Origin of the sequence: Lentzea nigeriaca, assembly GCF_016907955.1 — a bacterium.
Taxonomy (GTDB): domain Bacteria; phylum Actinomycetota; class Actinomycetes; order Mycobacteriales; family Pseudonocardiaceae; genus Lentzea; species Lentzea nigeriaca.
Genome location: NZ_JAFBCX010000001.1, coordinates 349,926 through 375,653, shown reverse-complemented (window position 1 = coordinate 375,653; position 25,728 = coordinate 349,926). Strand labels below are relative to the sequence as shown.

General features: G+C 69.1%; 23 protein-coding genes. 13 read left to right on the top strand and 10 right to left on the bottom strand.

Features of this window, described 5'->3' with window-relative positions; translation table 11 throughout:
• The first annotated feature begins 248 nt into the window (after positions 1-248).
• The 4 genes from JOD27_RS01225 to JOD27_RS01210 all read left to right on the top strand — a co-directional run bounded on the left by JOD27_RS01225 (position 249) and on the right by JOD27_RS01210 (position 5,039).
• Positions 249-1,775 carry a non-reducing end alpha-L-arabinofuranosidase family hydrolase gene (locus JOD27_RS01225; protein WP_204760243.1) on the top strand — a complete coding sequence of 509 codons (1,527 nt, stop codon included), beginning with the start codon at positions 249-251 and terminating at the stop codon, positions 1,773-1,775.
• 73 nt (positions 1,776-1,848) lie between these two features.
• Positions 1,849-3,000 carry a cellulose-binding domain-containing protein gene (locus JOD27_RS01220; protein ID WP_239566275.1) on the top strand — a complete coding sequence of 384 codons (1,152 nt, stop codon included), beginning with the start codon at positions 1,849-1,851 and terminating at the stop codon, positions 2,998-3,000.
• A gap of 34 nt (positions 3,001-3,034) precedes the next feature.
• Positions 3,035-4,045 (top strand): SMP-30/gluconolactonase/LRE family protein, encoded by a 1,011-nt coding sequence (locus tag JOD27_RS01215; RefSeq protein ID WP_204760242.1) that lies wholly within the window; start codon positions 3,035-3,037, stop codon positions 4,043-4,045.
• 4 nt (positions 4,046-4,049) lie between these two features.
• Complete coding sequence (locus JOD27_RS01210; RefSeq protein WP_204760241.1) at positions 4,050-5,039, top strand: substrate-binding domain-containing protein; 990 nt, start codon at positions 4,050-4,052, stop codon at positions 5,037-5,039.
• Positions 5,040-5,044: 5 nt separating this feature from the next.
• Here JOD27_RS01210 and JOD27_RS01205 read toward each other — a convergent pair whose 3' ends face one another.
• Positions 5,045-5,497, bottom strand: coding sequence for an SRPBCC family protein (locus tag JOD27_RS01205; RefSeq protein WP_204760240.1), 453 nt, complete (start codon positions 5,495-5,497; stop codon positions 5,045-5,047).
• Positions 5,498-5,555: 58 nt separating this feature from the next.
• Positions 5,556-6,443, bottom strand: coding sequence for a helix-turn-helix domain-containing protein (locus tag JOD27_RS01200; protein WP_204760239.1), 888 nt, complete (start codon positions 6,441-6,443; stop codon positions 5,556-5,558).
• A 326-nt stretch (positions 6,444-6,769) separates the two neighbouring features.
• Here JOD27_RS01200 and JOD27_RS01195 point away from each other — a divergent pair, with 326 nt between their 5' ends.
• Both JOD27_RS01195 and JOD27_RS01190 read left to right on the top strand, forming a co-directional pair.
• On the top strand, positions 6,770-7,609 hold the full coding sequence (locus JOD27_RS01195; RefSeq protein WP_239566274.1) for a peptidoglycan-binding domain-containing protein: 840 nt from the start codon (positions 6,770-6,772) through the stop codon (positions 7,607-7,609).
• 53 nt (positions 7,610-7,662) lie between these two features.
• Entirely contained in the window at positions 7,663-8,484 is an 822-nt protein-coding gene (locus JOD27_RS01190; protein WP_204760238.1) for a CHAP domain-containing protein, read from the top strand.
• Between the two features lie 529 nt (positions 8,485-9,013).
• Here the strand turns inward: JOD27_RS01190 and JOD27_RS01185 are convergent.
• Complete coding sequence (locus JOD27_RS01185) at positions 9,014-10,291, bottom strand: glycosyltransferase (protein WP_204760237.1); 1,278 nt, start codon at positions 10,289-10,291, stop codon at positions 9,014-9,016.
• A complete protein-coding gene (locus JOD27_RS01180) occupies positions 10,288-12,501 on the bottom strand; it encodes a glycoside hydrolase domain-containing protein (RefSeq protein ID WP_307829929.1) in 2,214 nt (737 codons plus the stop codon). Before JOD27_RS01180 ends, JOD27_RS01185 begins: the two co-directional genes overlap by 4 nt.
• A 211-nt stretch (positions 12,502-12,712) precedes the next feature.
• On the opposite strand from JOD27_RS01180, the gene JOD27_RS01175 reads away from it, so the two are divergent.
• Both JOD27_RS01175 and JOD27_RS01170 read left to right on the top strand, forming a co-directional pair.
• Positions 12,713-13,222, top strand: coding sequence for an NADPH-dependent FMN reductase (locus tag JOD27_RS01175; RefSeq protein WP_204760235.1), 510 nt, complete (start codon positions 12,713-12,715; stop codon positions 13,220-13,222).
• Positions 13,219-13,689, top strand: a complete 471-nt coding sequence (locus tag JOD27_RS01170) for a flavin reductase family protein (RefSeq protein ID WP_204760234.1) — start codon at positions 13,219-13,221, stop codon at positions 13,687-13,689. Before JOD27_RS01175 ends, JOD27_RS01170 begins: the two co-directional genes overlap by 4 nt.
• A gap of 119 nt (positions 13,690-13,808) precedes the next feature.
• Here JOD27_RS01170 and JOD27_RS01165 read toward each other — a convergent pair whose 3' ends face one another.
• Both JOD27_RS01165 and JOD27_RS01160 read right to left on the bottom strand, forming a co-directional pair.
• On the bottom strand, positions 13,809-14,360 hold the full coding sequence (locus JOD27_RS01165) for an NUDIX hydrolase (protein ID WP_239566273.1): 552 nt from the start codon (positions 14,358-14,360) through the stop codon (positions 13,809-13,811).
• A gap of 11 nt (positions 14,361-14,371) precedes the next feature.
• Positions 14,372-15,301 carry a PfkB family carbohydrate kinase gene (locus JOD27_RS01160; protein WP_204760233.1) on the bottom strand — a complete coding sequence of 310 codons (930 nt, stop codon included), beginning with the start codon at positions 15,299-15,301 and terminating at the stop codon, positions 14,372-14,374.
• A 142-nt stretch (positions 15,302-15,443) separates the two neighbouring features.
• Here JOD27_RS01160 and JOD27_RS01155 point away from each other — a divergent pair, with 142 nt between their 5' ends.
• From JOD27_RS01155 to JOD27_RS01140, 4 genes are read left to right on the top strand one after another with little or no spacing between them, the layout of a single operon-like run.
• Positions 15,444-16,400, top strand: a complete 957-nt coding sequence (locus JOD27_RS01155) for a phosphoribosylaminoimidazolesuccinocarboxamide synthase (protein ID WP_372441656.1) — start codon at positions 15,444-15,446, stop codon at positions 16,398-16,400.
• A gap of 19 nt (positions 16,401-16,419) precedes the next feature.
• Positions 16,420-17,445, top strand: coding sequence for a beta-ribofuranosylaminobenzene 5'-phosphate synthase family protein (locus JOD27_RS01150; protein ID WP_204760231.1), 1,026 nt, complete (start codon positions 16,420-16,422; stop codon positions 17,443-17,445).
• A gap of 11 nt (positions 17,446-17,456) precedes the next feature.
• A complete protein-coding gene (purB, locus tag JOD27_RS01145) occupies positions 17,457-18,890 on the top strand; it encodes an adenylosuccinate lyase (protein ID WP_204761105.1) in 1,434 nt (477 codons plus the stop codon).
• Positions 18,891-18,918: 28 nt separating this feature from the next.
• Positions 18,919-20,106 (top strand): MFS transporter, encoded by a 1,188-nt coding sequence (locus JOD27_RS01140; protein ID WP_204760230.1) that lies wholly within the window; start codon positions 18,919-18,921, stop codon positions 20,104-20,106.
• Positions 20,107-20,160: 54 nt separating this feature from the next.
• On the opposite strand, the gene JOD27_RS01135 is transcribed toward JOD27_RS01140, so the two are convergent.
• Positions 20,161-20,862: an HAD family hydrolase gene (locus tag JOD27_RS01135; RefSeq protein WP_307829804.1), complete on the bottom strand. Its 702-nt coding sequence runs from the start codon at positions 20,860-20,862 to the stop codon at positions 20,161-20,163.
• 73 nt (positions 20,863-20,935) lie between these two features.
• Here JOD27_RS01135 and JOD27_RS01130 point away from each other — a divergent pair, with 73 nt between their 5' ends.
• The gene (locus JOD27_RS01130; RefSeq protein ID WP_204760228.1) at positions 20,936-22,099 is read left to right on the top strand and encodes an amidohydrolase family protein; all 1,164 of its coding nucleotides are present in this window, start codon (positions 20,936-20,938) and stop codon (positions 22,097-22,099) included.
• Positions 22,100-22,496: 397 nt separating this feature from the next.
• Here the strand turns inward: JOD27_RS01130 and JOD27_RS01125 are convergent, their stop codons facing one another.
• Genes JOD27_RS01125 through JOD27_RS01115 form a run of 3 tightly spaced genes read right to left on the bottom strand, consistent with a single transcriptional unit; the run spans position 22,497 to position 25,609 of the window.
• Complete coding sequence (locus JOD27_RS01125; RefSeq protein ID WP_204760227.1) at positions 22,497-23,075, bottom strand: hypothetical protein; 579 nt, start codon at positions 23,073-23,075, stop codon at positions 22,497-22,499.
• Positions 23,075-24,355 carry an adenylosuccinate synthase gene (locus tag JOD27_RS01120; RefSeq protein WP_204760226.1) on the bottom strand — a complete coding sequence of 427 codons (1,281 nt, stop codon included), beginning with the start codon at positions 24,353-24,355 and terminating at the stop codon, positions 23,075-23,077. Before JOD27_RS01120 ends, JOD27_RS01125 begins: the two co-directional genes overlap by 1 nt.
• A 30-nt stretch (positions 24,356-24,385) precedes the next feature.
• Positions 24,386-25,609: a Rieske 2Fe-2S domain-containing protein gene (locus JOD27_RS01115; RefSeq protein ID WP_204760225.1), complete on the bottom strand. Its 1,224-nt coding sequence runs from the start codon at positions 25,607-25,609 to the stop codon at positions 24,386-24,388.
• Positions 25,610-25,728 lie beyond the last annotated feature (119 nt).

The following is a 25,728-nucleotide window of genomic DNA, read 5'->3' as shown; positions in this document are numbered from 1 at the left end:
AGCTAAAGAATTCGCATGAACTTTAGCAATCCACAATGCGCTCCAGCGCCCTGCGGGAAGCCTTTTCGTTGCGTCTTGACCGCGCCGAGATCATCCTTCACAGTTTGATGGACGCGATCGGCGCCCGCGGCAGTGGCACGTCTGTCCGTGCGCCCGTCTTCAGTCCTCGCATTGCCGACGGCTGACGTAATCGTGAGTTCATTGCCCGTGCCGCGGTTCGCCCACCTCGCCGAAGAGGAGAACGCCCAATGGCCGGATCAGGCCCCCACTCACCTACCGCCATCCCACGAACGCGCAGGCGTCGTGTGGCCGGTTTCACCGCCGCCGTCACCGTGCTGCTCGGTGGGCTGGTGGCGGCCGTCAACGCGGCGCCCGTGTCGGCGGCGACCGTCGACACCAGCGCCTGGTACGTGTTGGTCAACCGCAACAGCGGCAAGGCTTTGGACGTCTACAACTCCGTCACGACCGACGGCGCGCGCATCACCCAGTGGGCCCGCAACGACGGCAACCAGCAGCAGTGGCAGTTCGTCGACTCCGGCGGCGGCTACTACCGGCTGAAGTCGCGGCTGTCGAGCAAGGTCCTCGACGTCTACCAGCGTTCCACCGCCGACGGCGCCAGCGTCGTCCAGTGGAGCGACAACAACGGCACCAACCAGCAGTTCCGCCTCGCCGACTCCGACGGCGGCTACGTGCGCCTGATCAACCGCAACAGCAACAAGGCCGTCGAGGTGCAGGGAGCCTCCACCGCCGATGGCGGCAACGTCGTGCAGTACAGCGACTGGGGTGGCGCGAACCAGCAGTGGCAGCTCGTCCGCGTCGGCGGCGGGACGGATCCCACCACCACGACGAGCAACCCGCCGGGCACGTGCTCGCTTCCGTCGACGTACCGCTGGTCGTCGACCGGCTCGCTGGCGAACCCGAAGTCGGGCTGGGTCTCGCTCAAGGACTTCACCCACGTCATGTACAACGGCAAGCACCTGGTCTACGCGACGACGCACGACTTCGGCTCGAAGTGGGGCTCGATGAACTTCGGGACCTTCACGAACTGGTCCGACATGGCCTCCGCCCCGCAGAACGGGATGAACAGCGGCACCGTCGCACCGACGCTGTTCTACTTCGCGCCGAAGAACATCTGGGTGCTCACCTACCAGTGGGGCGGGACCGCTTTCAGCTACCGGACCTCCAGCGACCCCACCAACGCGAACGGATGGTCGGCGCAGCAGACGCTCTTCACCGGAAGCATTCCCAACTCCGGCACGGGTCCCATCGACCAGACGCTCATCGGTGACGACACCACCATGTACCTGTTCTTCGCCGGCGACAACGGCAAGATCTACCGCGCGAGCATGCCGATCGGGAACTTCCCCGGCAACTTCGGCTCGAACTACACGACGATCATGAGCGACACCACGGCGAACCTCTTCGAGGCGGTCGAGGTCTACAAGGTCCAGGGCCAGAACCAGTACCTCATGATCGTCGAGGCGATGGGCGCACGTGGACGCTACTTCCGCTCGTTCACGTCCAGCAGCCTGAACGGCTCGTGGACTCCGCAGGCCGCCACCGAGAGCAACCCGTTCGCCGGCAAGGCCAACAGCGGCGCCACCTGGACCAACGACATCAGCCACGGCGACCTGATCCGAACCAACCCCGACCAGACCAAGACCATCGACCCGTGCAACCTCCAGCTCCTCTACCAGGGCCGCAGCCCCAGCTCCGACGGCACCGACTACGGCCTGCTGCCCTACCGGCCGGGTGTGCTGACACTGCAACGCTGATCGCCTGACGCAGGTGCACCCCAGGCCGGTCCGGCCTGGGGTGTTCAGAACTCACCAGCCCGCAGGAGAGCACATGCGCTGGAAGACGAGCGGTGCCTTGACCATGGCCGCACTCGCGACCGCGGCAGCAGCGGTGATCATCGTGAACCCGGTCTCCGCCGACGTTCCCGCGTGCGTGGTCGACTACCACGTCGACCAGTGGAACAACGGCTTCGTCGGTCAGGTGAAGGTGACCAACAACGGCGCTGCCGTCGACGGCTGGACCCTGACGTGGACCTTCGCGGGCGACCAGCGCGTCACGTCCAGCTGGAGCGCGGGCGTCACGCAGTCCGGCAAGGCCGTGACCGCGCGCAACCAGGAGTTCAACCGCGGCATCGCCACCGGCGCTTCCGTCCAGTTCGGGTTCCAGGCGACCTTCCAGGGCACCAACGACACACCAACGGACTTCGCACTCAACGGTGTGCGGTGCAACGACACCAACCCGCCGACGACAACGACCACGCCACCGACAACAACCACGACGACACCACAACTGCCACCACCCGGTTGTCCGAGCGGCGCGTTCTGCGACGGCTTCGAGAACCAGACAGGGACGACGCCGGCCGGTGACTGGTCGCTGATGTTCCCGAACTGCCAGGGGTCCGGCACCGCGACCGTCGACAGCTCGACGGCGCACAGCGGCACCAGGTCGGTCCGGATCAACGGCCGTGCCGGCTACTGCAACCACGTGTTCCTCGCGACGTCCAGAGGAATGAGCACATCCGGCCAGTACGTGCGGTTCTTCGTGCGGCACACCACCGCGCTGCCGGAGTCGCACGTGACCTTCGTGGCCATGAAGGACACCAATGACGGCGGCAAGGACCTGCGCATGGGCGGGCAAAACCGTGCCCTGCAATGGAACCGCGAGTCCGACGACGCCACGCTGCCGGAGCAGAGCCCGGCCGGGGTCGCCCAGAGCGTCCCGCTGGCGGTGAACCAGTGGGCCTGCGTGGAGTTCGGGATCACCGGCTCCGAACTGCGAACCTGGCTCAACGGCACCGAAGTGTCGGGCCTGCACGCGGACGGCACGCCCACGCCGGACGTGGACGCGCAGTGGCTGCGGCGCGGCGGATGGCGGCCCGCCCTGGCGAACTTCCGGCTCGGCTGGGAAAGCTACGGCAACGGCGACGACACGCTCTGGTTCGACGATGTCGTGATGGCACCGTCACGGATCGGCTGCTCCTGAGACAAGCCCAACCGGAAGCAGGGATGGCACCGGCATGAACATCGGAGCACGGCAACGAAGGATCGCGGCGGCCACGATCGTCCTGGGCCTGGCCACCGCGAGCGTCACCAGCGCCTCGGCCGCGGAAGGACCGTGCCCCGGCGGGCCGTTCGGCACTCCGCTGCCCTCGCCGAACCCGACCGCGACCAAGATCAAGGACGGGTTCAACTTCCTGGAGGGCCCGACCTGGGACGCGGCGACGCAAACCCTGTTGCTGAGCAACATGTACGACGGCACCGGCCCGCAGAACGTCCAGCCCTCGGACATCCTGCGGTACAGCCCCTCGACGAACACGTTCACCACGTTCGTCAAGAACGCGGGCAGCAACGGCCTGGCGATCAGCCGTGACGGCACGTCCGTCCTCGCGGCGACCCACGACCAGCGCACCGTGTCCTCGTACGAGCTGGCCACCGGGCGGCGGACGACGAACGCGGCGAACTACCAGGGGCGGATGTTCAACTCTCCCAACGATCTCACCGTGTCCGCGAGCGGAACGGTCTACTTCACCGACCCGAACTTCCAGCGCGCGAACCGGCCCGACCAGATGTCGGGCAGGACCGGCGTCTTCCGCGTCACCAACGGTGTCGTCACCCTGATCGACGACACGATCCGCCAGCCGAACGGAATCGAGCTCTCCCCGGACGGCAGAACCCTCTACGTCGGCGGCAACGCGACCGGCAAGATCTACCGGTATCCCGTCAACGCGGACGGAAGCACCGGGCAGCGCGGCGACTTCGCGTCACTCGACGGCAGCGACGGCGGCACCGTTGACTGCGCGGGAAACCTGTACCAGGCCTCCTACAACGACGGCAAGGTCCACGTGTACTCCCCGGCAGGCAAGCAGCTCGGCACGATCTCCGCGGGCCGCAACACCACCAACGTCGCCTTCGGCGGCCCTGACCGGAAAACCCTCTACATCACGTCGGGTACCGCGTCCGCCGGCGGCAACACCGGAAACTTCGGCCTGTACGGCATTCGCCTCAACGTTCCGGGCTGGCCATACTGAACGGATGACCGAGCTGACCGTCGGCGTCTACCAGTACGAGCACACCGCGGCGCTGCTCGACGGGACCGTGACCATCGAGGACGTGGACGCCACGTTCGAGACGGCACCGCTGGTGTCCGACCTCTTCCAGCGGATGGTGCGTGGGGACTTCGATGTCGCGGAACTGGGGCTGACCTACCTGCTGCGCCTGTTCGACCTCGATGATCCGCCGTTCCTGGCGTTGCCGATCTTCCCGAACCGGAACTTCCGGCACTCGGCGATCTTCGTCAACACCTCCAGCGGCATCGAGGGGCCGCAGGATCTCGCGGGCAGGGCCATCGGTGAGTTCGCGCTGTACGGCCACGACGCCGGCATCTGGCCCAAGGGCATCCTGGCCGACGAGTACGGTGTCACGCCCGACCAGTGCCGCTGGGTCGTCGGCGGTACCAACCACCCGCTGCCGTCGTTCGACTGGATCCCCCAGCCGGTGCCCCCGGGCGTGGACATCCGGCACACCACCGACGGCGAGACGCTGGGGGCGCTGCTCGAGTCGGGTGAGATCGACGCCCTGATCTCGGTCGACGTTCCGCAGGCGCTGCTCGACGGATCTCCGAAGGTCGCGCGGTTGTTCCCCGACTACCCGACGGTCGAGCGCGCGTACTACCGGCGGACCGGCATCTTCCCGATGATGCACACCATCGCGGTGCGCAAGGAACTCGCGGCGCGACCGGACCTGCTCACCGCCGTCTACCGGGCCTTCGATGAAGCGAAGGAGATCACGGTCCGCCGGTACCGCGAGGGCGCGGTGAAGCAGCACATGGCCATCATGACCCCGTGGTTCAGCGAACTGTTCGCGGAGAACCAACGGTTGCTCGGGGACGACTGGTGGCCCTACGGCGTGAAAGCCAACCGCGCGGCCGTGGACACGTTCCTGCGCTACCACCACGAACAGGGCCTGTCGCAGCGCCTGCTGACGTGCGAGGACATCTTCGTCCCAGCACTACTTGACACATAAGGGGTTCACGCCGCCCGCACCCCGGCGGCGTGGCCGGCCAGCCCGGCCGCCATGTCCCGCATGAAGCGGCGCAGGTATCGCCGGAGGAACCAGCGCATTCCCCAGCGCGCCGAATAGGTGCCGTGCCACCGGATCCGCGTTCCGCCGCCAGGCAACTCCTCCAGCTCGACCTCCGCCCGGTAGTCGGTCAGCTGCGGGTTTTCGGTGCCCTCGTAGGCGAATCGGCGTTCCGGCTCCAGCGCGGTGATGCGTTCCTTGGTGACGACCTTTCCGGTCCGGAACGCGCGCACCGCGCCGACACCGTCCCGGCCGTCGGAAGAGAGGCCGGCCGACTGCGCGGTTTCCAGGGCGTCGACGCGGGACCAGGCCGGCCAGCTGTGGGGATCGAGCAACAGTGCCCATACCGCCGAGGGCGGTGCCGCGGATTCGGCGGTGACGTCGTAGGACTGCTGGGTCATGAAGTCAGGCTATGGCGGGCCTGAACCCCTGCCCAGGCGGGGAATTGCGGTGTACCGGTCAGGAATTGCGGTAGGCCGACGGGCGGATTCCGGTGTGGCGCACGAACGCGGCCGAGAGGGCGCCGGGACTGGTGAAGCCGCACCGCGGCGCGATCCGGTCCAGCGGCAGATCGGTTTCGCGGAGCAACCGCTTCGCCTCCTCGACCCGCAGCCCGGTGAGGAACCGGTGCGGGGTCTGTCCGGTCGCGGCCCGGAACACCCGGACGAGGTGATAGACCGACAGGTGCACCTCGTCGGCGACGTCGGCCAGCGTGACCGGTTCGGCCAGCCGCTCACGCAGGAACGCGACGGCCGCGCGCACGCGGGCGTCCTCCCGAGCCGGGGGCCGGTCAGCTCGCAGCCGCCCGTGCCGAGTCAGCAGGTGCATGGTCAGGAAAGCGGCCCCGGTCTCGGCGTACAGGTCATCGGCTGCGCCAGCGGAGCCGAGCGCCCGGACCATTTCCTCGATCAGCGGGTCGCCGCCGACCGACGCTGCCATGGCCTCGAAGTCCGGAACGTCGCCACCGAGCCGAGCCACCGCCGAATCCACGATGTCGCGCGGGATGTGCACCTGGACGCTGCGCATGTCCGCGTCCCCGCGGTAGCGGCGGACGGTGGCCTGGTGCGGGAGGCCCAGCTGGAGCCGGCCAGGACGCCACCGATCGTGCACGGCGCGGCCGCCGTCCCGCGTCTCCATCTCGGCCAGCCCGGAGATCGGGAGCACCAGGTGCAGGTCGGCCGCGCCGGGCAAGGCCAGGTCCTCCGCGACCGGGACGTGCTCGAACCGCTGCACCAGCAGGGAGCGCCAGCCCGCGTCCTCCCAGCTGCAGAACGTCCGCCGGACGAAGCGATCCATCTCGAAACCGACATAGGGCTGCATGTCGAACCGGGCCGAGTCGAACACCATGTCCCCCAAGCCTACTCGCGGCGCCGTACACGAACGAGCGGTCGCCAGTGCGGGCGAGGCCTCGAAACTGCGCATCGCCGTGTCAGAGCTTTGTCAGGCGCAGCGATCGTTGTCAGAGCTTTGTCAGCGCCATGTCCGAGCCTTGTCCCAAGGCACTGCGCTCGCGCCGTCCCACTGCCAGAACACGGTCACACCGTCCAACGGTGTGACGGCCTGCTGACCCCTGGCCGCGGGAAACGCACCTCCACGACAAGCCGCACGCACACGATTCCCGGCGCTGGACCGAGGCCGTGGCCAGGCTTTGACCGAACGGAAAGAAACACCGCATGAAGACGAAGATGAAGACCCAGGGCGCCATTACGGCGCTGGCGACCTTCGCGGTCCTGGGCAGCCTGACGTTGAACGCGACGCAGGCTGCCGCCGCGCCCGTCGTCAACATGGAAGCCACCGTCCTGGCCGCCCAGATCGATCCCCGGCGCGCCGACGACACGCTGACCCCTGGCGCCAAGGATTCCGTGCTGGCCGTCGAGAAGGCACTCCAGGCACGCAATCTGCTGGACGCCCAGTGGGTCGACGGCTACTTCGGAACCACGACCATCAAGGCGTACGCGGCCTACCAGCGTTCGCTCGGATACACCGGACTGGCCGCGAACGGCCTGCCCGGCGCGAGTTCGCTGGCCTCGCTCGGGCAGGGCCGGTTCACGGTCTCCCACGTGATCAAGCCGGGCTCGAAGGTTCAGCGTGACGGGTACGTCGTCAACACCCGCACCCAGGCGATGCTGACCGAGGCCGAGCGTGTGCTGGGACGCCGCCTCAAGCTGGATCAGGGCTCCTACAACCCCGGTGGCGACCCGACCTCCGCCGGCACCCACGACGGCGGCGGCGTCGTGGACATCAACGTCGACGGCATGTCCGCCGACACCCGCACCGCCGTCGCCCGTGCGCTGCGCCAGGTCGGCTTCGCCGCCTGGGTCCGCAGCCCGGCCCAGGGCCAGTGGCCGTGGCACATCCACGCGGTGGCGATCAACGACACCGACCAGTCCACCCAGGCCCAGAACCAGGTCGGTGACTACTACCTCGGCATGAACGGCCTCGGCAACCGCCGCCCCGACGACGGTCCCCGCGTCCCGATCAAGACGTGGGAGGACTACCAGCGCGCGCACTGACCGGAAGCCCGGACGCCACCCCGATCATTGACACCTCACGAAATGGGAAACCCGTGAAAATCGCACGCCTGACGCTCGCCGTCGCCGGGGCCGCACTGGCCCTGGTCGCGCCCCTCATGGCCGCCACCGCCTCGCCCGCGTTCGCCGCGAGCCGGGACGGGGACTGCGACAGCGGAGAGTTCTGCTACTACTACAACAGCAACCAGGCCGGCTCGATCTCCGACTTCACCGGCTCGATCAGCGATCTCGGCGCCACCCAGCCGTCCTGCTACGAGTTCAAGGGCGACGGCGCCGGCAAAGGCGTGTGCACGAAGAACAACGCGGCATCAGTGCGCAACCGCACCAGCCACACGGTGCGGGTGTACTTCAACAGCGACTTCGGCGGAGCGCACCAGGACTTCGCGCCCGGCGCGGCCGGCAATCTCAACGCCACGCTGAAGAACAACAACGCCAGCCACAAGTTCCTCACCGGGGGCGGCGGCGGTTCACAAAGCCCGACCAACGACTACGACGGCCGTCCCCGCGGGTTCGCCCAGAACAACTGCACCGCCTTCGCGGCCTACCGGATCGCCAGCAGGCTCGGTGTTCCCAGCTTCAGCAACTCCTACGGCGGAACCACGTGGGGCAACGCCGGCACCTGGGACGACGCCGCCCGCCGCGTCGGCGTCACGGTCAACAAGACCCCGAAGGTCGGCGCCATCGCCGTCAACGACGTTCACAGGGTCGGTCACGTCGCCTACGTCAACGCGGTCCACTCCGACGGCTCGTTCGACGTCGAGGAGTACAACTGGAACAACCCGCTCGCCTACGGCACCCGCAAGAACGTCCACGTGAGCAACGCCCAGGCCGACTTCCAGTGGATGCTCCACTTCTGATCGGTCAGTGATCACCCACGAGGTGCCGGTAGTCCCCCTACCGGCACCTCGTGCTCGCTTGTCACCGTTCCAGGCAGCGGTCGGCCGGAGTGTCCGATGTGGACGGGATAGGAACCCAGACAGGCACGCGTCCGCGACGCAGCCGAACACCGGTCCATCTGGCGGTGACCGGCGCGGGATCCTTCCCGCGCCCGGCTCGTCCGGCGACGCCTCCCGTGAGTCCACTATGCACAGATCCGAACTGTCCATATCGGACCGAGGTGGCCGGCACGTCCCCCGCACTGCGAGCAGGCCGGCTGGAACAGCAGCTGCGCTGGCAGGAACTGCCGACCCCGCTCGTCGCTGCACGCATGAGCCTGCCTGAACGCGGCCAACGCGCTCTGGCTCGACAGCGACGGCGCGGAGTCCCAGGGCCGACTCGTTGGCGACGCGATGCGCGCGGTACGGCCCGAGGTCAGCGCAACCGCGCCAAGTGGTGTTCCGGCAACCGACGAAGGAGAACAGTCACCGCGTGCAGGCGATCACGGGTTCATCCCGTCAGGGCGACAGCCGGGTTGGGTGTGGCGAAGAGGCCGTCGAACACGCGGACACGGTCGAAGGACAGGGCGTGCTCGCGTGCTCGGTCCGCCATGAGTTGCCGTTCCTCGGCTGACATGTCGAACACCACCCGGTCGATCGAAGTGGCGATCTGGTCCGCGTTCCCGGCCTCGACGATGATGGCCGTCCCGCCCACCGCTTCGCCGACGCCTCCGGTGGTGGTCGTGATCACCGGCCCGCCGCCAGCGAGCATCTTCTCGGTCAGCGCGATGCCGAAGGTCTCGACGAAGTCCGGTTCGGGCTTGGTCGGCAGCGCGTACACGGCGCAGCCGTTCATCAGCAGCGGCTTTTCCTCGTCCTCCACGTCGGTGAGGAAGACGATCCGGTCGTTGTGCCGCGTGATCGCCTGGAGGTGCTCCAGTTCGGGGCCGTTGCCGGCGATCACGAGCTTCAGCCGTGACCGCGCCTGGCACTGGGCGAACGCGTCCACCAGGTCGTAGATGCCTTTGGCCCGGGTCACCCTGGACAGGAACAACACGTACCCGTCGCGTTCCAGGCCGCGTCGCGTCAGGGCGGCGTCCACGAGCGCCGGATCGAGGTCGAGGTACGCCGAGGTGTCGATCGGCGGGTAGCTGACCGACAGCCGGCGCACGCACTGGCGGGCGAACCGGGTGCCGCAGTGCGCGTCGACAGCCTCCGCGCAGGCGATGATCTCCTGCCTGGTGTACTCCGACACGGCGATCACCTGGTCGTTGGCGAGGAACCGGGTGAACAGGACCACGGCTGCCCCGAACCGCCCCTCGCGCAGGCACGAGCGGATCACGTTGGTGACGTCCGAGCCGACCGCCTTCGCGATGGTGTGGACGTCAGGTGCGTAGCCGGCCGCGCGGGCCGCGTCGACGGCGTCGCGCACCACTGCGTCGTGAGGAGCCAGGTACATCGACACGCACGTGGTCGGGACCTGCTCGGCGAGCAGCTCGACCAGGCGTCCCGTGAGACCGGCCAGATAGCGGCCGTCGGGTACCCGGTAGTCGCCGACCGGCTCCGGCCGCTCCACGGTGATGCCCTCGCTGTAGGGCATGATCCGGTCCAGCGGCTTGAGCGGCAGTCCTGCCGCCTGCAGCACGGGTATCGGCCAGGTCAGCAACCGGACGTCGTCGAAGCCGCGGGTGAGCGCGACCTCGGCCAGGTTGCGGGCTTCACCGGAGTGACCGCAGATGACTGGGTCGGCCCGGACCACGATGACGAGACGACGGCTTGGCCTGTTCATGTGCGAGCCCCCTTTCCGAGCGGGTCGGACACTGATGGCGGCAGGATCTTGCGTCCCCACTCCGAGGGGTGCGGGCCTAGTTCGAGCAGCAGCCGGCCACCGGCGTGGACGTCGGTAGCACGCAGGTGCGCCGCCTCCAGTGGTTTGCCGTCCAGCTGGGCGGACTGCACGTACTGCGGCGGCGGGTTTTCCTCCAGCCCGTCGGAGCTGATGGACGTCTCGCGGTGGCCACGCGTCTCGATGACGAAGTCGCGGTCCCCGAGGTGCAGGGTGGCGCGGCTGAAGGCAGGCGCGTTGACGAGGAACAGGTTCTGCCCGGCGACCGGGAACAGACCGAGCGAGGCCCACACGTACCAAGAACTCAGCCCGCCCGAGTCGTCATTGCCCGGCAGGCCGCCGGGACCGGTGCCGAACTGCCAGGTCAGCGCCGCGTGCACGATCTCGGCCGTGCGGTCCGGCCGAGCCGCGTAGTGGTAGGACCACGGCGCTTCCATGTCCGGCTCGTTGTTCAGCCCCTCGAACCGGTTCAGCAGGTAGCCGGCCGACATCTCCGCCGAGCCGGGCCGCTTGCCGGGCTGCGCCACGCGCGGGGCGCCGTAGCCGAAAAACGCGTCGAGCATGCTGACGAAAGCCTCGTTGCCGCCGACCATCGCGATTCTCGCGGCCATGTCGTGCAGCAGCCGGAACGAGTAGTTCCATTTGCCGCCTTCGTAGAACGACGAGTCGACCAGCAGGCCGGTGTCCGGGTCGAACGCGCCTGACCACAGGCGGCTTCGCGCGTCGAGGTCGTCGGCGAGCTGGACGTCGTTCAGGCTCCTGGCGACGCCGGAGGTGCAGTGGCAGGCGTAGGCGAGGTCGAGCGTGTGCGAGATCGGGTGCACGACGCCGTGCTCGTAGAAATCCTCGCCGTACATCCGGCGCAGGTCGTCGTACATGTGCACCAGCGCCCAGGTCCAGTCCAGGTCGCCGAGGCCGAGGGCGTGCACGTCGGCCAGCGCGGTGTGGACCAGCGCGCTCGCCTGCCGGAAGAACCTGTCCGCGCCACGAGCCATCCGGTATCCGATGGGGAAGTTGCCTTCCTCCTCACAGACCCGGATCAGCGACTCCAGGAGATCGACCGCCCGGTCCGGGCAGATGGCCATGAGCAACGGCAGCTGGGTCTTGTAGATGTCCCACATCGTGCAGATGTCGAACACGAACGGCCCGGACGACGGCCAGAACGGGCTCTCGTCGTCGGCGAAGCACGGCTTGATCAGGGAGTGGTACAGGGCCGTCGCGAACACCTGCCGCCTGGCGGGTGACCCGCCCTCGACCTCCACCCGGCCCACGTGGTCGCCCCACCGGGCCTTGGTGCGCGCCCGGACGGTGTCGAACGCCGGCGCTCCCTCACCGCATTCGCGGTACAGGTTCTCCCTGGCCTGTTCACAGCCGCGCAGGGAGAACCCGATCTGGATCTCGACGCTCTGCCCGGCGGTGGTGGGGCCCATGTAGAGCATCCCGAACGGGCGCAACGTGGTCTGCCTGATGCGGTCGAAGTCGAGCCGCGTGCCACCCTCGATCAGCCGGCGGTCGTGCCAGAGCATCTGCCGCCAGCCCGGACTGTCGACCTTGATGTACACCGACAGCGGCACGCCTTCGACGACCACCGTTCCCTGGGCGCGGCCGTTGCCGAGGCTCTCCACGTGCGCCCGCAGCGGCACGGTGCGGCCGAGGTCGATGGCCAGCCCGCCGCAGGACAGGTCGATGACGATCCGTGCGCTGCGATGCTCGGGAAAGGTGTACCGGTGGACGGCGACCTTGGCGCCGACAGTGACCTCACATCGAATGCCCGTGTCGAGAGTCGCGGCGTAGTACCCGGCTTCAGCGGTCTCGTCGTGCAGCGGCCAGGCGTGGCCGAGGACGTCGAGCTGCTGCACCATCGGGGTCACGCGCACGTAGTTGTAATACTTGCGTATCGCGCCGGTACCGGACTGTTGAAAATGGGTGAAACCGGACGCCTGCAGCTGGTCGAACAGCTCGTCCGGCTGCCCCTCGGTGTTCTTCGCGTAGAGGCCGTATCCGGTCGGATAGGCACCGGAGTAGGCGCAGGCGGACACCATGCCGAGCGGGGACGTCGCGCCGGGGTGAGTGTTGCCGACCTGCGCTTTCGGCCACCACCAAGTGGCCGCCAGCCCCTGCGCCGCAGGCAGTGAGGTGGCAGCCGTTCCGATGAAAGGATCAATCTCGTCAATGATGACGAGACACTATGTCAACGGGGGCACCCCGTTGGTTTCAGCGAAATGAACAAATGGCCTGGGTACACCGAGGATTGTGCACATCGTATGCGATAGACCAGTTCCGCGGCACTCGATCCACTGCCCTGCGACCGTCCACTGAGGACCGGAGTTCGACGGAGGCGGCAGGCTGCCGGAAGGTGAGAGCATGACTGCGATCGGTGTACTGGTAGGAAATCCGCGTCCCGCCTCCCGAACGCTGCGGGCCGCGCTCGCGTTGCGCGAGGCGGCGCGGCAGGTGCTCAAGGATCCCGTCACCGGACCGACCGTCGACGCGGCGGAGTTCGCGCACCAGGTGTTCGACTCGGCGAAGACGCGCGCCGTGCTCGAGGAGCTCGCACGGTCGGACGTGCTCATTGTGGCGACCCCTACGTACAAGGCGACCTACACCGGGCTGCTGAAGGCGGTGCTCGACCAGGCGCCGCCGAACTGGTTGCGCGGCAAGGCGGTGCTGCCGTTGCAGATCGCGGCGTCGGACCGGCACGCGCTCGCGGTGGAGGTACACCTGCGGCCGCTGGTCGTCGAGCTCGGGGGTCAGGTGCCCGGTCGCGGCATCTTCCTCAACGAGTCCGCGCTCGCCGTCGAGGACGACGAGCTCACGGCCGCGCTCGTCGACCTGATCGACGCGGACGCGCTGAACGCTCTGGTGGCGTCGTGATCGCCGACGAGCTGCGGTCCGCGCTGCGGCACCACCCGCAGGCCGTCGCGATCATCACGGCCGAGGGCGCGGACGGGCCGGTCGGCCTGACGGTGAGTTCGTTCGGCTCGGCGAGCATGCGTCCACCGCTGGTCGTGGCGTGGATCGGTGCGAAGGCGTCCGCGTGGCCCGCGCTGAGCGCGGCGCCGCTCTTCGCGGTGCACCTGCTCGGCACCGGCCAGCGCGACCTGGCCGAGCTGTTCGCCCGCAGCGGTGCGGACCGGTTCGGGCCGGACACGCAGTGGAAACCCGACGACGAAGGCGTGCCGCACCTGCTCGACGCGCCGGTTCGCATGAGGTGCCGGGCCGTGCGGCACATCGCGGTCGGAGACCACGTGGCACTCGTCGGCGAGCCGGTGGAGATCAGGTCCGCGCGGGAGGTTCCACCGCTCGTGCGGCACCAGGGGCGCTGGACCTCGGTTCACTGAGCAGGTAGCCGGAAGTCGTGTTCGCGACTCGCCGTCTGGCGAGGTGGAGGAAGGGAAACTTCCTCCACCTCACCACGCGCCCGGCAAGCGGGCTGCGGACAAGATCTGTGGCAAGGTGCTCAGAACAGGCGCTCGACCCGCGACAACGTCTCACGCAGGTTGTCCTCGGCGACGAGCTCCAGGGCCTCCGGCAGGGTGAGCCACTTCAGCGGCGCGGTCGGCTTCTCCGGCCGCGCCTGCTCCGGCGTGTCCGTGGCGAGCACGAAGCGCAGGTCCGCGTGGTCGTGCGCGGGCTCCTTCGGCGACTCCGGCACCGGCACGACGACCACGTGCGTCAGTTCGGCGGTGGGCCACGGGCGCAGGTCGGCGAGGTTCGTCTCCTCCCTGCCCTCGCGCAGCACCACGTCGAACGGGTCGGTCTCGCCGGGGTCGCCGTGCCCGCCGATCTGCAGCCAGCCGCCCATCTTCTCGTGCCAGCGCAGCAGCACCCGGCAGGAGGCGGGATGCACGACCAGCGCCGAGGACGTGAGGTGCAACGGCAGGGCACGCGACCACGGGTCGTCGGCCGTCTTGATCAGTTCGACGAGCTTCGCCACGTCGGCGGCCTCGGTGTCGTCGGCCGGCCGGTAGGCGTCCAGCAGCGTGGCGGCGGTGCGCTCGGCAGTCCCCATGCGGACCGAGTCTAGGAGATCAGACGACCGCGGGCCGGAAGGGGTCCCCTCTCACCGCGCAGGCTCGCGTACGGGTGTTCGTTGTCCTGCAAGGCGTTCAGGTACGCCGTGGTGCGCGCCGCCGCCTCCGCCGCCGCGGACTCCCAGTCGGCGCCGCTCAGCCACTTGTCGAGCAGGCAGGCGAAGTGCACGTCACCCGCGCCCACGGTGAGGACGTCGCCGAGTGCCTCGTCGAGCTCGTGCCGCACCAGGAGGTCCGGCCCGACCACGAGTGCGCCGTCCGCGCCGAGGGTGACGACCACGTGCCCGGACGGCCCGGCGAGCTCGCGTGCCGCCTCCTCGATCGCCGAGCGGCCGGACAGGTCGCGTTGTGCCCACAGGGACAGCTCACGCAGGTTGAGCGCCACCAGGTCCGCACGACGGCCGCGCGGCACCAGCTTGCCGACCTCGCGCGGATCCGCCGACAGCAGCCAGAACGGCACGTCGCCCGTGACCTCGGCGAGCCAGGCCAGCGTGTCGATCTCACCGTCGGTCGCCGCGACCACCACGCTCGCCTTGGTGAGCTCGGCGGCCAGCTGCTCTCCCAGCACCTCGGGAGTGAGCGAGTCCAGCGCCTCCTGGCCGAGGAAGTGCATGTCCGCCACCGATCCGTCGACCAGCTCGGCGTGGAACACCGGTAACGGCGACCGCACGGCGGCCGGCGCCCACGTGACGTTGTTGTCAGCCAAGTGCGCCGCCACGGCGCCACGCAGCTCACCGGTGTAGTCGGCGGTGATGAGCAACGGGTCGCGACCGCGAGCGCCGAGTGCGCACGCGACGTTGTTCAGCACGCCACCCCAGCGCAACGTCGCGGGCGGCAGCCCTTTGCCCAGCGGCCCCTCGTGCAGGAAGTCCAGTGCGACCGTGCCGATCAGCACCGGTCGCCGGTGAGACTCGAACATCAACCATTCCCCAGTTTCCGCCGCCAGTACAGGTTCCCAAACCTAGGCAAATCGGCGAGCGCTTTCCACCCCTCCCGCGATGCTGGTCGGTTCAGAAACCTCGTGCTAGCTTCCGATCCGTTCACGCACCGAGGGGGCATTCGTGAAACAATGGTCCACAAAGGACTTGACGGTCGTCCGTCCTCCAGCGCACGGCAAGCCCGGCGAAGGAATCATGCGGTTCAGCGACCGCTACTCGGTGTTCGACTACGGCGTGCTCGCCGACCGGATTCCCGGCAAGGGCGCGGCTTCGTGCGCGATGGCGGTGCGCTCGTTCGCGTTGTTCGAGAAAGCGGGTGTCCGCACGCACTTCCTGGAACAGGTCGCCGACGACGCGATCCGCATCCAGCTGCTCGACATCGACACCGACGGCTCCAAGGGACCCACGGGTCCTGGCCGCACCGTGCCGTTGCAGGTGATCTACCGGCTCGCGCTGCCCCGTGAGTCGTCGGTGCACCGCAGGGCCCGGCAGGGCACGCTGGACGCGAGCACGGTGCCGCCGTACCGGGAAGCTCCTTGGCTGGCAACGCCGATGGTGGAGTTCACCACCAAGTACGAGGAGACGGACAGGTTCGTCAGCCGAGCGGAGGCGGCCCGTGTCGGCGCGGTGAGCGACAGCGATCTGGCGGAGCTCGCCGGACTCGCCGAACGCGTCGCCGAGGTGCTCGACGAGCACTGCCAGGACGTCGGGCTGACGCTCGTGGACGGCAAGGCGGAGTTCGGGTACGACGGCGACCGGCAGCCGATTCTCATCGACCACGCCGGCACGCCCGACGAGAACCGCTTCTACTTCCGGGGTGTGCCGGTATGCAAGGAACTGCTGCGCTACCTGCATCCCGGCCTGCGGGAAGTGGTGCAGGACCTGGTCGCCCGCCGCGTGCCGCGTGAGGACTGGCCGGTGCAGCCGAACCTGGACCCGGAGCTCGTCGCCGCCGCGGCGGCGGTGTACGCGGAGCTGGCCGCGGTGTGGAACGGCGCCGCGCTCACCGGCCTGACGACCGCGATCGAAGACTTCAAGAGGACGTGCGGATCCGACCTCGGCGACCGCACAGGCCTGTAGACGGAGGAACTCGAGGCAAATGAGCACCGACACGCAGTTCGGACCCGACGGCTGGGCCGTCGAGGTCACCGCTCCCGCCAGGCTGAGCTTCACGTTGATCAACCTGGACGGCGAGTCGCTGCGCCGCAACGGAATCGCCGCGCTGGCCGTGCGCAAACCGGGCATCACGGCCAGGGTCACGCCCGCAGGCGAGATCGAGGTGGCCGGCACCGAGGAGGAGACCACCCGCGACCTCGTGAAGGGGCTGACGAAGCTGCGCGAGCTGTGGCAGGGCCCCGGCGCGCACGTCGAGGTGACGAGGCCGCTGCCTCAGCACAGCGGGTTCGGGTCGAAGACGTCGTCGCTGCTCGCGATCGGCCACGCGTACAGCGTGCTGTGCGGCCGCACGACAGACCTGCGGGAGCTGTCCGGCCTGCTCGGCAGGGGCCGCACGTCCGGAGCCAGCACCGGGCTCGCCGCGGGCGGCGGGTTCCTCGTCGACGGAGGCCACCGCAACCCGCCGGAGTTCTACAGCGCACCCGAGCAGTTCCTGCGTCCCAGCCGGTTCGCGCAGTCCGTGCCGCCGCCGAAACCCGTGGTGCGGCTGCCGTTCCCGGAGTGGCCGATCCTGATCCTGCTGACCAACGGCAGGCACCTCGGCGGCACCGAGGAGCTCGCGTGGTTCCAGTCGGTCACGCCGATCCCGCCTGCCGAGGCCGCCCGCACCGCGCAGCTCGTGTTCATGGGTCTCGCGCCCGCGATCGCCGAGCACGACTACGACGGCTTCTGCGACGCGGTCAACGAGATCACCTTCCGCAGCCACTTCAAGCGCGAACAGATCCGCTTCCAGGGTCAGGAGATGATCGACCTGCTCGACGAGGGCGGCACCGAGAAGTCGGTGGACGCCATCGCGCTCAGCGTCACCGGCCCCGCGTGCTTCGCGTTCACCCGCGACCCGGCCGCCGCCACCCGCTGGGCCGAGAACCTGAAGGAACGCGGGCTCGTGCGCGACTTCTGGTTCACCAACGCCTGCAACACCGGCATCACCACCAGCTTCGTCCCGTGACCGAGGAAGATATGACCGTCTACGACGAAACCGTGCCCGATGTGCTCGCCACCCGTTACGCCTCACCGGCGCTGGTGGCCCTGTGGTCGCCGCGCAACAAGGTGATCGCCGAGCGCAGGCTGTGGATCGCGGTGATGACCGCACAGCGCGAGCTGGGCGCCGACATCCCCGACGAGGCGATCGCCGACTACCAGGCGGTGGTCGACCAGGTCGACTTCGCGTCGATCACCCGCCGGGAGCAGGTGACGCTGCACGACGTGAAGGCGCGGCTGGAGGAGTTCAACGCGCTCGCCGGCCACGAGCACGCGCACAAGGGCATGACCTCGCGCGACCTCACCGAGAACGTCGAGCAGATGCTGGTGCGCGAGAGCCTGGAGCTGATCCGGCTGCGCTGCGTCACCGTGCTCGCCCGGCTCGCCGAGCTCGCGTCCGAGCACGCGGGCACCATGATCGCCTCGCGCACGCACAACGTGCCGGCCCAGGTCATGCCGCTGGGCAAGCGCTTCGCCACGGTCGCCGAGGAGCTCCTGATCGCGGTGGAGCGGCTGGAGGACCTGCTTCGCCGGTACCCGTTGCGCGGCATCAAGGGCCCCGTCGGCACCGTGCAGGACATGCTCGACCTGCTCGGCGGCGACCGGGAGAAGGTCGCCGCGCTGGAGGCGAGGATCGCCGGGTTCCTCGGCTTCGAACGCCGGTTCACGAGCGTCGGCCAGGTCTATCCGCGTTCGCTGGACTACGACGTGATCACCGCGCTGGTGCAGATCGCGGCCGGTCCCGCGGCACTGGCGAGGACGATCCGGCTGATGGCAGGCCACGAGCTCGCGTCGGAGGGCTTCGCGGAGGGCCAGGTCGGCTCGTCCGCGATGCCGCACAAGATGAACCCGCGCAACTGCGAGCGGATCAACGGCCTGATGGTCGTGCTGCGCGGCTACGCCTCCATGGCCGGTGAGCTCGCCGGCGACCAGTGGAACGAGGGCGACGTGTCGTGCTCGGTGGTGCGCAGGGTCGCGCTGCCCGACGCGTTCTACGCGCTCGACGGGCTGCTGCAGACCACGCTGTCGGTGCTGGAGAGCTTCTTCGTCTCGCCGAAGGTGATCGAGGCGGAACTGGAGCGGTATCTGCCGTTCCTGGCCACGACGAAGCTGCTGGTCGCGGCGGTGCGCGCGGGCCAGGGCAGGGAGACCGCACACGAGCTGATCAAGGAACACGCCCTGAAGGCCGCGGCGGCCCTGCGCGACGGGCGGCGGGAGAACACGCTGCTGGCCACGCTCGGCGCCGACGAGCGGTTCCCGCTGGACACCGCGCAGCTCACCGAGCTGCTCGCCGACCGGACCCCGTTCACCGGTGTCGCGGGCGACCAGATCGCCGAGATCGGCAAGAGGGTGGCCGAGCTGGCCGGTCGCTTCCCGGAGGCGGTCGGCTACGCTTCGGAGTCACGACTTTGACGCGCCGTCAGGACTTGGGGAGGCTCTGGTGACGTACTGGTCCATCCTGCGCAGGCAGCACGTGTTCCGCGTGCTGTTCGGCAGCTGGGTCGGCAGGCTCGCGATGGCGATGGCCGCCGTCGCGATCCCGTTGGCGCTGCGCGACGCGGGGGCCGACTACGTGTTCATCGGACTGGTCGCGGGCAGCTTCGCCATCTCGTCCGCCATCGGCTCCCCGATCATCGGCCGGATCGTCGACCGGGTCGGTCAGGTGCGGGTGCTCGTGCCGACCGGCCTGCTCGCGGCCGCCGGATTCATCACGATCGCGCTCGCTCCCGCCAACCACACGCTGGTGCTGGCCGGCGCCATCCTCGCGGGCGCGCTGACGCCTCCGCTGGAACCGTGCCTTCGCGTGCTGTGGCCGGGCATCGTCGCCGACGACGAGCTGGAGAAGGCCTACGCGGTCGACTCGGCGGCCCAGGAGCTGGTGTTCGTCTTCGGTCCGCTCGTGGTGTCGCTGTGTCTCGTGGTGTTCGCGCCGGTGAGCGCGTTGTGGGCACAGGCGCTGCTCACGCTGGTGGGCGTGGCGACGTTCGCCACCGCGCCACCGGCCAGGCGGTGGACGCCGGAGCAGGTGGAACGCCGGCACTGGCTCGGCCCGCTGCGCCACCGCGGCCTGCTGATCCTGCTGCTCGCCCCTGTCGGCACGGGTGTCGCGATCGGCACGCTGAACGTGCTGGTGGTGAGCTACGCCGAGCGCTTCGAGGTGTTCGGCGGGGCGCCGACGCTGCTCACGTTGAACGCCTTCGCGTCACTGGTCGGTGTGCTGATCTACGGCATGATCCCGTGGCGGATCCAGCCGAGGACCAGGATCGTGTTCTTCGCGGCCGGGCTGCTGGTCGGGTACGGGATGCTCGCGACCGTGCCGTCGCCGCTGCCGATGGCAGGGCTGATGCTGCTCACCGGGTTCTTCCTGGCGCCGATGCTCGCGTCGCTGTTCGGGCTGATCGGCGACCTCGCGCCGCGCGGCACGGTCACCGAGGCGTTCGCGTGGCTGGTCACGCTCTTCGCGGCGGGCAGCTCACTCGGCGCGGCGCTGGTGGGCCCGGTGCTGGACAGGGACGACCTGCACCTCGCGGCGGCGCACGCGGGCGCGGGCGCGCTGTTCTGCCTGGCGATGGTCATCATCGGCTACCGGCTGTTCGTGCCGGAGAAGGAACCAGCCGCAGCCGCCTGAGAACGGAAGGGAAGCCCGTTCGCCCGATGCCGGGCGAACGGGCTTCTCGTTGCGTCAGAAGTGCTTGAGCAGGTCCGGGAACGCCTCGACGAACAGCACCCGCTCGTCCTCGCGGTTCACCGAGTCGTCGAACTCCAGCACCCACGTGTGCTCGTTCGGGATGTAGACCGCGTTCATGCCCGCTGCCCGAGCCGGGCCGACGTCGGACTTCATCGAGTTGCCGATCATCCACGCCGTGTCGGGCTCGATGCCCTGCTCGGCGATCAGCGCCAGGTAGGTGTCGGTGTTCTTCTCCGGCACGATGTGGATGCTGTCGAAGTGCGGCGCGAGACCGGAGGCGTCTAGCTTGCGCTGCTGCTCCTCCAGGTCTCCCTTGGTGAGCAACAACATCCGGTACCGGCCGCGCAACGCGTCGAGCGTGTCCGTGACGCCCGCGATCAGCTCGACCTCGTGGCGGACGAGCTTGCCTGCGAGATCGTCGATCTTCGCGCGCTCCTGCTCGGTGGCCGGCCGCTCGTTCAGCTTCTCGAAGCAGTCGTGGAGGCTGCGCAGCAACATCTTCGCGCCGTAACCGTGCGTGACCGCGTTCGCGGCCTCGATGTCGTCGAGCACCTTGCGGGTCTGCTCGCGGCCCAGCGTCGGATGGTCGATCCAGTCGAGGAAGTCGTCGATCACCCGCTCGAAGAGAACGTTGTTCTCCCACAGGGTGTCGTCGGCGTCGAAGATCAAGACCTTGGCGGACTCTGTCGCACTCACCCGCTGGATGCTATCAAACCTGTGCGAGGGAGTTTTCCCTTGGAACCAGCGGGAAATCCGATGTGGAGGACGCATGGGCACGCTCGTGCTGACCGGCGCGGCAACCGTTTTCTCCGGCGATCTCACGGCACCGCTGCTCGACGCGGACACCGTGGTCTGCCGGGACGGCCTGATCCACGCCACGGGAAGGGCGAGCGAGCTGGCGCACGAGCTCGACGCCGCCGGGGAGGTGATCGACCTGCGCGGCGGCACCATCGCGCCGGGCCTCATCGACTCGCACGGGCACGTGACGTTCGGTGACTACAGCCCGCGGCAGCGCGCGGTCGACTACCTCGCCGGATACGTTCAGGGCGGCATCACGACCACCGTGTCGGCGGGCGAGGTGCACGTGCCGGGACGACCACGCGACGCGGCCGGGGTGAAGGCGCTCGCGATCGCGGCCCAGCGGTGCTTCAGCGAGTACCGGCCCGGCGGCATGCGGGTGCGGGCGGGCGCCGTGCTGATCGAGCCCACACTGTCCAAAGAGGACTTCCAGGAGCTCGCCGCCACCGGGGTACGGCTCGCGAAGTACGGATTCGGCGCGTTCACCGACCCGACGGACGGCGTCGATCACGTGCGGTGGGCGCGGGAGGCCGGGCTGACCGTGATGTGCCACGCGGGTGGTGCGAGCGCCGCGGGCGGAGCCTCGCTGGGAGGCAAGGCGTTGCTCGCGTTGCGGCCGGACGTGTGCGGGCACGCGAACGGCGGGCCGACCGCGCTGCCGTTCGCGGAGGTCGAGGCGCTGTTCGCCGAGACGGACATGGCGTTGCAGGTGGTGCAGGCCGGCAACCTCAAGGCGGCGCTGCGCATCGTGGAGCACGCGGCGTCCCGCGACGAGCTGCGCCGCGTGGTGGTCGGCTCGGACACGCCGTCCGGGTTCGGTGTGATGCCGCTGGCGGTGCTGAAGACGGTGCTGGAGCTGACCGCGCTCGGCGGCCTGGAGCCGCAGGTGGCGTGGTCGCTCGCGACCGGCACGGTGGCCGACGTGTGGCGGCTGCCGGAAGGACGGGTGCGTCCCGGCGCGCCAGCGGACCTGCTGGTACTCGCGGCGCCCGCGGGCTCCCAGGCCGCCACCGCGGCGGACGCGATGCGCATCGGCGACATACCGGCGATCACCGTCGTCGTGACGGCCGGGACGGTTCGCGCGATGCCGGGCAGGATGACACCTCGCCCCGCCGTCGCGGCCGAACCGCGCTGACACAGCCGCAGCGGCGCGCGGCACAGCGCGGCCCCCGCGCCCCAGCTGTGGGCGCGGGGGCCGGTAGCCGTGAGCCCGCCGCGCCCTGATCAGCAGAACGCGGCGGCCGGTGTGTCGTACCGGGCGCCACGACACGGGGCAGAGCCGGTGGCCGCGGCTCCAGTAGAGCGTCGCGGCTTGGTTGTGCTCCGTTGAGCCGGGCTGGGGGCTGGGCGGTCTGGTGCTCGTCACCGAAAGCCCGGATGGCCGCGCTCATGCACGTCGCTGCCGAGATGGCGGTAGAGAAACGCTGACGCAAACGTCTGCTGACCACCCCGACTGCTGCCAACCGTGCAGTTGGCAGCCGTGAGAGCGCGATCTGCATGATCGAAGCGCGGCAGATAGCTGCGACACGCTACTAGGCCGAGGCCGCCGCGTACAGCTCCGCGACCGCCTCCTCGTAGTCGGCGCTGATGCGGAACGCCTTGGCCGCCAACGCCAAGCGCGTCGGCATCGGCACCGACTCGGCGGTGCCGCCGCCCGCGGCGAGCTGCTCCAGCACGCCCGCGTAGTCGTCCGGGTCGGACAGCGGGACCACGTGCGCGCAGTTCTTCGCTGCCGCCCGCAGCATCGCCGGCCCGCCGATGTCGACCTTCTCCCGGAAGTCCGCGAACGGCACCGGGCCGGCGGGCAGCCGGTAGTAGTTGCACGCCACGAGATCCACCCTGGTGATGTCGTAGCGCGCCAGCTCCTCCACGTCGGATTCGGTGTCACGGGCGAGGATCCCCGCCATCACCGACACCGTGAGCGTCTTCACCCGGCCGCCGAGCAGCGTCGGCACTCCGGCCAGGTCCGCCACCCTGCCGACCTTCAGTCCCGCGTCGGCGCACAGCCGGTGCGTGCCCTCGGTGGCCACGACGTCCCAGCCGAGGTCGAGCAGGCCCCCGGCCAGCACGTCGATGTTCCTCTTGTCGCTGACGCCCAGAACGGCGAGCATCACAGATCCTTTCCCCTGTCGATGAGTGCGTCGCGGTGCGCGCCGACGGACACGTACCGCACCGGCGCGCCCAGCAGCTGCTCGATCCGTTCCACATAGGCGCGTGCGGCGGCGGGCAGCTCGTCGTACGAGCGCACCCCGGTGATGTCGTCGTTCCAGCCCGGCAAGGTCTCGTAGACCGGCGTCGAGCGCTCCAGCACGTTGGGGTCGGAGCTGAACGACGACGTGCGCACGCCGTCGCACTCGTAGGCGACGCAGATCTTCAGGTCGCCGATGCCGGTGAGCTGGTCCAGGTTCGTCAGCGCCACCTCGTCCGCGCCCTGCATCAGCACGCCGTACGCGGTGGCCACGCCGTCGAACGCGCCGAGCCGGCGCGGGCGGTTCGTCGTCGCGCCGTACTCGCCCCACTTCTCCCGCAGGTGGTCCGCGGTCTCCTCGTCGAACTCGCTGACGAACGGCCCCGCGCCCACGCAGCTGGAGAACGCCTTGGACACGCCGATCACCCGGTCCAGCTTCGCCCACGGCACGCCCATGCCGACCGGCGCGTGCGCCGCGAGACAGGTGGACGAGGTGGTGAACGGGTAGATGCCGAAGTAGATGTCCTTCAACGCGCCGAGCTGACCCTCGGCGAGGACGTGCTTGCCCTCGTCGAACGCCTCGCGCAGCAACGACGTCACGTCCACCACGTGCGGGCGCAGCCGGTCGGTGAGCTTGTCCACCCACTCCCGCACGTCGTCGAACCTGATCTCGGTGGCACCGTAGATCGTCGTCAGCCTCGCGTTGGCCCAGTCGAGCACGGACGCGAGCCGCGCGTCGAGGTGCTCGGTGTCGAAGAGCTCCCGCACCAGCAGGGTCTTCTTCATCACGCGGTCGCCGTAGCCGGGCGAGATGCCCATCCGCGTCGAGCCGTAGCCGGCCTTGCCCAGCCTGATCTCCTCGGCCGCGTCCAGGTCGCGGTGGAACGGGAAGCACACCGACGCGGTGTCGGCGACCAGGATCCGCGCCGGGTCGGCCCCGTTCGCGGCGACGAACTCCACCTCGGCGACGAAGTTCTCCACGTCGACCACCATGCCCGGCCCGAGCACGCTCACCACACCGGGCCGGAACACGCTGCTGGGCAGGTTGTGCAGGCTGAACTTGCCCTCGTCGACGACGACGGTGTGCCCCGCGTTGCCGCCGCCGTGGTACCTCACGACGTAGTCGACGTCACCGGTGATCGCGTCGACCATCTTGCCCTTGCCCTCGTCGCCCCAGTTGAGGCCCACCACGGCAGAAAGCACGATCTCAGTTCTCCCCTCACTGCGCAGGCGCTACACCACCAGGTGGCGCCAGTCGTCCCCTTGGCTCACCACGACGTTCGCCGACGCGATCTTGCGGTAGTCGATGTCCGCACCGAGCCCGGCCGGCACGCGGCCCTCCGCCTTGTCCTTGATCGCGTCGAGCAGGAAGTGGCGTGCCCGGACGATACCGGTGTCGCTCTTGCCGGGGTTCTCGATGGAGCGGTCCACGATCGCGCCCATGCTCTCCTGCACCGCGATGTCCTGTGCGGCGAGGCCGGTGATACCGGAGAAACTGGTGCCGGCGCGCATCGCCGCGCGGTCCTGACCCCACATGTTGTCCCGCGAGTAGCCCTCGCGGAAGTTGTCCTTGTTCATGTTCTCGAGGTCGAGGCCGAACTGGTCGGCGAAGTAGCCGGGGTCGACCGGCTGGTCCTCGTTGTACCAGAGGTACCAGAAGATGGTGCGATGGTCGTTGATCGGCACCCACGCGTGCCAGAGGCGGTCGCCGTTGGGCAGCTCCGGCACGATGGTGTACCAGGGCATGACCATCGGCTTCACCCGCACCAGACTGTCCCCTGTAGACAGTTGGCGGATGGCGGCGTACCGGATGCCCCACGAGGTCCTGTCGATCTCGTCGCGCGGTGCGCGGTCGTCGAGCAGGTCCTTCAGCGGACCCTTCGCGGCCTCGGTCTCGTGCAGCAGCGACACGTGCGCTGAGTCGATGTCCGCTTCGAGCCCCTGCATCCAGTTGCACTCGAGGATCGCCACGATGCCGAACACGTGGGAGGACGGCAGGTCGGTGAAGGCGAAGCGCGGGAACGGGTTCGGCTCACGACCGGTCCCTCCCACCCAGACCCAGATCACGCCGCCCGCGTCCACGACGGGGTGGTGGTTGAGCTTCACCTTCGACGCGAACCGGCCGCCGTCCTCCGGCTCGGAGGGCGTCTCGACGGTGCGGCCGTCCGTGGTGAACTTCCAGCCGTGGTAGATGCAGCGCAGCGCGCAGTCCTCGTTGCGCGCCAAGGCGAGCGACGCGCCGCGGTGCGGGCACGCCTCGTCGAAGCAGGCAACCGTGCCGTCGTCGCCGCGGAAGATCACGTACCGGTCGCCGAGCAGCTCGACGGCGACGGGCTCACCACCCGCGACGACGCGCTCGGACCGCATCACCGGCATCCAGTACTCGCGCAGCAGCTCGCCCATCGGCGTTCCCCTGCCGACTCGAGTCAGAGTCTCGTTCATGGACTTGGTGGCCATCGAAAACCTTCCTCACCGCAGTGGACTACGCGCAACCATGACAGAAACCGGGCCAGGACAACACCTTTGCACCCTCTTGTGCGCACGGCCGAGCTTCGCAACCCTGAACGGCGTTGCAC

What these genes read in the sequence shown, in the direction of transcription:
- JOD27_RS01175 (WP_204760235.1), top strand. Translation starts at nt 12,713, where the DNA reads ATGACTGCGATCGGTGTACTGGTAGGAAATCCGCGTCCCGCCTCCCGA.
- JOD27_RS01160 (WP_204760233.1), bottom strand. Translation starts at nt 15,301, where the DNA reads ATGTTCGAGTCTCACCGGCGACCGGTGCTGATCGGCACGGTCGCACTG.
- JOD27_RS01125 (WP_204760227.1), bottom strand. Translation starts at nt 23,075, where the DNA reads ATGCTCGCCGTTCTGGGCGTCAGCGACAAGAGGAACATCGACGTGCTG.
- purB (WP_204761105.1), top strand. Translation starts at nt 17,457, where the DNA reads ATGACCGTCTACGACGAAACCGTGCCCGATGTGCTCGCCACCCGTTAC.
- JOD27_RS01200 (WP_204760239.1), bottom strand. Translation starts at nt 6,443, where the DNA reads ATGGTGTTCGACTCGGCCCGGTTCGACATGCAGCCCTATGTCGGTTTC.
- JOD27_RS01210 (WP_204760241.1), top strand. Translation starts at nt 4,050, where the DNA reads ATGACCGAGCTGACCGTCGGCGTCTACCAGTACGAGCACACCGCGGCG.
- JOD27_RS01215 (WP_204760242.1), top strand. Translation starts at nt 3,035, where the DNA reads ATGAACATCGGAGCACGGCAACGAAGGATCGCGGCGGCCACGATCGTC.
- JOD27_RS01185 (WP_204760237.1), bottom strand. Translation starts at nt 10,291, where the DNA reads ATGAACAGGCCAAGCCGTCGTCTCGTCATCGTGGTCCGGGCCGACCCA.
- JOD27_RS01150 (WP_204760231.1), top strand. Translation starts at nt 16,420, where the DNA reads ATGAGCACCGACACGCAGTTCGGACCCGACGGCTGGGCCGTCGAGGTC.
- JOD27_RS01205 (WP_204760240.1), bottom strand. Translation starts at nt 5,497, where the DNA reads ATGACCCAGCAGTCCTACGACGTCACCGCCGAATCCGCGGCACCGCCC.
- JOD27_RS01195 (WP_239566274.1), top strand. Translation starts at nt 6,770, where the DNA reads ATGAAGACGAAGATGAAGACCCAGGGCGCCATTACGGCGCTGGCGACC.
- JOD27_RS01130 (WP_204760228.1), top strand. Translation starts at nt 20,936, where the DNA reads ATGGGCACGCTCGTGCTGACCGGCGCGGCAACCGTTTTCTCCGGCGAT.
- JOD27_RS01225 (WP_204760243.1), top strand. Translation starts at nt 249, where the DNA reads ATGGCCGGATCAGGCCCCCACTCACCTACCGCCATCCCACGAACGCGC.
- JOD27_RS01115 (WP_204760225.1), bottom strand. Translation starts at nt 25,609, where the DNA reads ATGGCCACCAAGTCCATGAACGAGACTCTGACTCGAGTCGGCAGGGGA.
- JOD27_RS01220 (WP_239566275.1), top strand. Translation starts at nt 1,849, where the DNA reads ATGCGCTGGAAGACGAGCGGTGCCTTGACCATGGCCGCACTCGCGACC.
- JOD27_RS01165 (WP_239566273.1), bottom strand. Translation starts at nt 14,360, where the DNA reads ATGGGGACTGCCGAGCGCACCGCCGCCACGCTGCTGGACGCCTACCGG.